This is a genomic window from Pirellulales bacterium (genome assembly GCA_035939775.1).
Classification (GTDB): Bacteria; Planctomycetota; Planctomycetia; order Pirellulales; family DATAWG01; genus DASZFO01.
Genome location: DASZFO010000341.1, coordinates 1 through 5,320, shown reverse-complemented (window position 1 = coordinate 5,320; position 5,320 = coordinate 1). Strand labels below are relative to the sequence as shown.

4 protein-coding genes are annotated in these 5,320 nt (G+C 62.7%); 2 read left to right on the top strand and 2 right to left on the bottom strand.

Going from position 1 to position 5,320, the window contains the following annotated elements; all coding sequences use genetic code 11:
- The coding region (locus VGY55_21775; GenBank protein ID HEV2972612.1) for a PEP-CTERM sorting domain-containing protein at positions 1-1,838 on the top strand (1,838 nt) is incomplete at its 5' end.
- On the opposite strand, the gene VGY55_21770 is transcribed toward VGY55_21775, so the two are convergent.
- Positions 1,828-2,349: a hypothetical protein gene (locus VGY55_21770; protein HEV2972611.1), complete on the bottom strand. Its 522-nt coding sequence runs from the start codon at positions 2,347-2,349 to the stop codon at positions 1,828-1,830. The genes VGY55_21775 and VGY55_21770 overlap by 11 nt on opposite strands.
- Positions 2,350-2,619: 270 nt before the next feature.
- On the opposite strand from VGY55_21770, the gene VGY55_21765 reads away from it, so the two are divergent.
- Positions 2,620-4,425, top strand: a complete 1,806-nt coding sequence (locus VGY55_21765; protein HEV2972610.1) for an L-lactate permease — start codon at positions 2,620-2,622, stop codon at positions 4,423-4,425.
- Positions 4,426-4,616: 191 nt separating this feature from the next.
- Here VGY55_21765 and VGY55_21760 read toward each other — a convergent pair whose 3' ends face one another.
- Positions 4,617-5,159, bottom strand: coding sequence for a hypothetical protein (locus tag VGY55_21760; GenBank protein HEV2972609.1), 543 nt, complete (start codon positions 5,157-5,159; stop codon positions 4,617-4,619).
- Positions 5,160-5,320 lie beyond the last annotated feature (161 nt).

The window sequence follows — 5,320 nt, the reverse complement described above, 5'->3', positions numbered from 1 at the left end:
TCGGCGGCACGGTGAACAATCCGGCCGGCGGCGCGATCGTGGTCGCCGTCAATAGCACGCTCAAACTCGAGACCGGCGGGACCTATGACAACGCCGGCTTGATAAGCCTCGTCGGGGGCCCGGTGGGCAATTCCGACTTGCAACTCGACGGCGGCGGAGGCACGGTCACGCTCAGCGGCGGCGGGACGGTCTCGCTGAATGGCAGCAGCAACATTTCCGGCGTGGTCGGCAACGAGCGGCTCATCAACCTCGACAACACGATCAACGGCACCGGCCTGATCGGCCTGAATATGATGTCGCTCACCAACGATGGCACGATCGATTCCAACGCGGCCCCTGGAATCACGATCTCGCCCAACTCCGGCGGCGTCATCAACGGCGGCATCTTGCAAGCCAGCAACGGCTCCACTCTCGCGCTCAACGGCGGAATCTACACGAACACAGCCGGCATCATCCAGGCCCTTGGCATGGGCTCCGAGGTCGACCTGCAAAATGGCGCGACGATCAATGGCGGCGCGCTGGGCAACACTGGCGCGGGCTTCATCCGCGTCGTCGATGAAGCCATTCTGAACACCGTGACCAACAACGCCGACATTGCCCAGAAAGAAGGTTCGACCCTCGACCTGATCGGCGCGATCACCAACAATGGCACCATGACCATACCCGCCTTGCATTCCGTCACCACGATCAAACTGCTCAGCGGCAGCGTGACGCTCGGCGGGACCGGCTCGGTGATCATGAAGAATAGCACGCTCAACCAGATCATTGCCGCGAACGGCTTGGATCGGCTCACGATCGGCGCGAGCCAAACCGTGCGCGGCACCGGCGACATCGGCGTCGGCATGATGGCCCTGACCAACAACGGCACGATCATCGCCGACCAGCCGACTTCGCTGACGATCCACCCCAACGCGAGCGGCTTTCTCAACACGGGCACGCTGCGCGCCGCCGCGGGAAGCATACTCAACGTGATCGGCGGATACACCCAAACGTCCGGCGACACGAACGTGCTCGGCAAATTGAACGTCACGGGCGGTCAGCTCGTTGCCGGCGGCGGGACTCTGAGTGGCAGCGGCACGAGCACCATCAGCGGCGGTTTCAGCCTCACCGGCACGTTCACGAAACAGGACTCCGGCACGGCGACCATCTCCGGCCCGCAGAGTTTCAACTCCGGCACGACGCTGAACATCAACGGCGGCACGGTGAAGTTCGATGTCACTTCCGGATCGGCCATGGTCGGCACAGGAGTCAACGTAACGATCGCGGCCGGCGCAACTCTCGAGTTAGCCGGCTCCGTTTCGGCATTGGCGTCCGGTTCCGGCCGAGTGAACATCAGCAACAGCAGCGCGGCGCCGGGGATACTCGTCTCCGGCACGAACCAGCAAGTCGGCGGCATCGACGGCACGGGCAGCACTCAAGTGAACGCGGGAAAGGATCTCACCGTCAATCACATCATTCAAAGCGCGCTGGTGATCGGCGGCACTGCAATGTCTCCAGCGACATTGACGATCGACGCTTCTGATTCCAGCGGTAATCCGCTCGGCTCCGCTCTCAGCGGGCCGCTCGGCCAATCTAGTGGCTTCGTGCTGGCGAGTTCGTTGCAACCAACCACGCCGTTCGCCTCTGGCTCACCAGGTTCATCGAGTTCGGATCCGCCGAGCGCGGAAGGATTCAGCGGCGATCCGATTCCCGCCGGACCGTTCGTGAATGGCGCCACGCTGAACGGCAATCCGTCGGCAGTGCCCGAACCGTCATCAGCCCTGCTAGCGCTGCTCACAATCGGCGCGGCGACGATGGCTCGGCGCTGGGGCGGGCGTCTATCTCCGCTCAACCGCTGACCGTTCTCGGCCATAAGAACAAGTAAACCGCAATGGCTGCGAGGACCGCAATCATTGTCCACCGCGATAGGCTCTGCAACCGGCCAAGATGCAACGGCTCCTTGGGACTCGCCTGCCAACCCCAACGAATCCCCAAGCCGATCGAAACTGCGGCGAGGAGGAACAATCCGACAATGATTTGGTAATCGAACATGAATTTACCCCTGAGCCACGCCGCCGTCCCCGCGGTGTGGCCGAGGACAATTGCGATACTCGTAATCAACGCCGGCGTGTCCGGCAGCAGGAGCAGGAGCGCGACGAAAATCGCGATCCAGACCAACACTCCGATCACGAACGCGGCAGGGTGGAGCGTCAGCAGGTAGTGAAAGGTCGGTGAGCCTTCAATAATGCCGGTCCGGTTACCCTCCCAGTATCCGGCTGGCTGACCGACCAGCGTAAGGGTGAAGTCCGTCATGCAGAACAGAATTGGCGGCAGACAGAGGCCGAGAAACCGTTGGCGAAGGCCGGTCATTTCAGCTCCTTCGGGGTTGAGCAACGCATCGTATCAGCGGCGCGGCGATGGCGAAAGAGCCTTTCGACCCGGGCGGCTTTCCGTGGTGCGTCACATCGGCAAGGCTACAACCACCGGTGTGCCACGGAGGAGTTGACTGAGGAAGCGATGACATTAGCATACTCGTCCGGTGCCGCGTGGCGACTTTCTTAAGCGGCGCGCGAGGAGTACACTTTTCGGTCTGGCGCCGCTCGGCGCCTGACGACAACCTCCGCTATTCCAAAAGTCATCATGGACTGGACGCAGAGCTATAATCCGTCCGGCTCCGAGGTGATCTCGACTCTGTTGGCGGCGCTGCCGATCGTGGTGCTGCTGGGATTGCTTGGGCTGATGCGCTGGTCGGCGCCGAAGGCGGCGGCGGCCGGATTGGCGACGGCGCTTGTCGTTGCCGTTTATGGTTTCGGAATGCCGAAGCAAATGGCGCTGGCCGCGGCTGGCTATGGGGCCTGCTTCGGACTGTTTCCCATCGGCTGGATCGTGTTTGCCGCCGTGTTTCTGTACACGCTGACGGTCGAGGCGGGGCAATTCGAGAAGATCAAGAGTTCCGTGGCGGCCCTGTCGCCCGATCGGCGGATTCAAGCGCTCTTGATCGCGTTCAACTTCGGGGCGTTCATGGAAGGCTGCGCGGGATTCGGCGCGCCGGTGGCCATCTCATCGGCGTTGATGATTGGCGTCGGCTTCCCGCCGCTTTATGCGGCGGGATTGGCCCTGTTGGCAAACACGGCGCCGGTCGCTTTCGGCTCGCTGGGAATTCCGATCATCACGCTCGGGCAGGTGACCGGCATTTCGCCCGACGTGATCAGCGTCATGGCGGGGCGGCAGTTGCCGCTGTTCTCAATGCTGGTGCCCGCCTGGATGGTGGTGACGATCTCGGGCTGGCGCGGGCTGCGCGAAGTGTGGCCGGCCGTGCTGGTGGCCGGCGGAAGTTTCGCGGCCGTGCAGTTTACCGTCTCGCAGCTTTTCGGACCGATGCTCGTGGACGTGGCGGGCGGGCTGGTCTCGCTTGCGGCGATGACCCTATTCTTGCGATTCTGGAAGCCGCGCTCCGTCTGGCGCTTTCCCGATGAGCCGAGCGGGATTCCCAATCCGGTGGAAGCAGCACGATCACAATCATCGCGCACTTCAAACATTTTACTCCGTCGTTTTTTACATCCTCCCGCGTCTAGCGGTCGCGAAATGGCGAGAGCGTGGGCGCCGTGGCTATTGCTGTCGGTATTCGTGTTCCTCTGGGGCATTCCGCAAGTGCGCACGCTGCTCGACGGTGGCGCGAGCCCCAAGGACCTTGCGGATCGCGACACGAAGGCGCGGCAAGCAGGGCTCATCCCGAAGCCGCCGGCGTGGTGGGAGCAGCCGACGGCGCTCACGGGTCGAACGGTCGTCAACTTCGAGATTGGCCCGCTGCACAACCACGTGTTCCGCAGCCCGCCCGTTATCCGGCCACCGGTCAAGCCGGAGAGCGCTGTCTTCAGGTTCAACTGGCTAACTGCGACGGGAACGAGCGTGCTCCTGGCGGCCCTCGTGTCGGCGGTTTGGCTCGGCATCTCGCCCGCGCGGTTCGTGAAGACATTCGGCCGCACGTTGCGGGCACTGGCGCGGCCGCTGTTCACGATCGCCTGCATGTTGGCCTTGGCCTACGTGACGCGCTATAGCGGCAGCGACGCGACGCTCGGGCTGGCCTTCACGCACACGGGCGTGCTGTATCCGTTCTTTGCGCCGCTGCTGGGTTGGCTCGGCGTGGCGCTGACGGGTTCCGACACGTCGTCGAATGCGCTATTCGGCGATCTGCAAAAAATCACGGCCCAGCAGCTTGGCTTGAGCCCCGTATTGATCGCCACCTCGAACAGCACCGGCGGCGTGATGGGCAAGATGATCGATGCCCAGAGCATCGTCGTCAGTGCGTCAACCACCGGACAAGCCGGCAGCGAATCGCAAATTCTGCGATTCGTCTTTTGGCACAGCCTCGCCCTGGCCTGCCTAATGGGACTCTTGGTCGTGCTGCAAGCCTATGTGTTCACCGGCACGGTGCCAAAGCAGTAGGCCCACTCCGTGTGCCGTCACTTCTTACGCGATATTGGCTCCGGCATCGGCCTTTGTGCCTCGTGGCGGACGGCACGCAGAGCGTGCCTGCTACAATAAGACGGCCGTGCGTGTCGGTGCGAGACACGCACGGCCGTCAACAACCCTGTTCGCATGTAAGGTGCGATTTCGGTCGCCGCACTTCAATATGACTAGCGCTTTGGCAGGGCAAAGGATAGGGACGGTGAGGGAGGCACGTCCGCGGATTTCTGCGGCGCCGGCGGGGCCGGAGCGGGGACGTTCTTGTCTTCCGCCTTCGCCTTTTCGGCGCAACCGCAACAGAGCGGTTCCGTGACCCACTTGTAGGCCGGAATTTCCTTCGTCACTTCATACTTCACGAGTTGCTTGGCCGTGTGCGGGCAGGCGCAGGTCGGGCACCAATCGCGCCATGTCAAGTGACAGTCCGGCTTTTGATTGCACTCACTGTCGCAACCGCATTTGGGTTCACAGCCGCAGTCGCAGCAGCCTTCGCAGTGCTTGCAGCCGGGGCAGCTCGGCCCCGGGATGCAGAAGTCATTGCACTTGCAGCCGTAGCAGTTCACGGTGACCTTCTTCATGTACTTGACCAGATGGCAAGTCATTTCGCAGGGGCATTGGCAGCCGCAGCACGCGCAGCAGTCGCCGGCCTTCGCGACGGACGGGACCTGGAGCGCCAGCCCCGCCACCGTCGCCAGAGCCACAATCATCGTCTTCATGGTTTTCCCTCCGAAGTCGAGCGCCGAGCGCTCGTTAGTTCTTGGACCAATGGTGGTTTATCCGATCGGCCCGTCGGGCGACGAGCCGCCACAAGTTAGAACGCATAGCTGAAACGGGTTTCGTAAATATCCGCGAAGGCGTCGTGAACGCCCTTGGCATT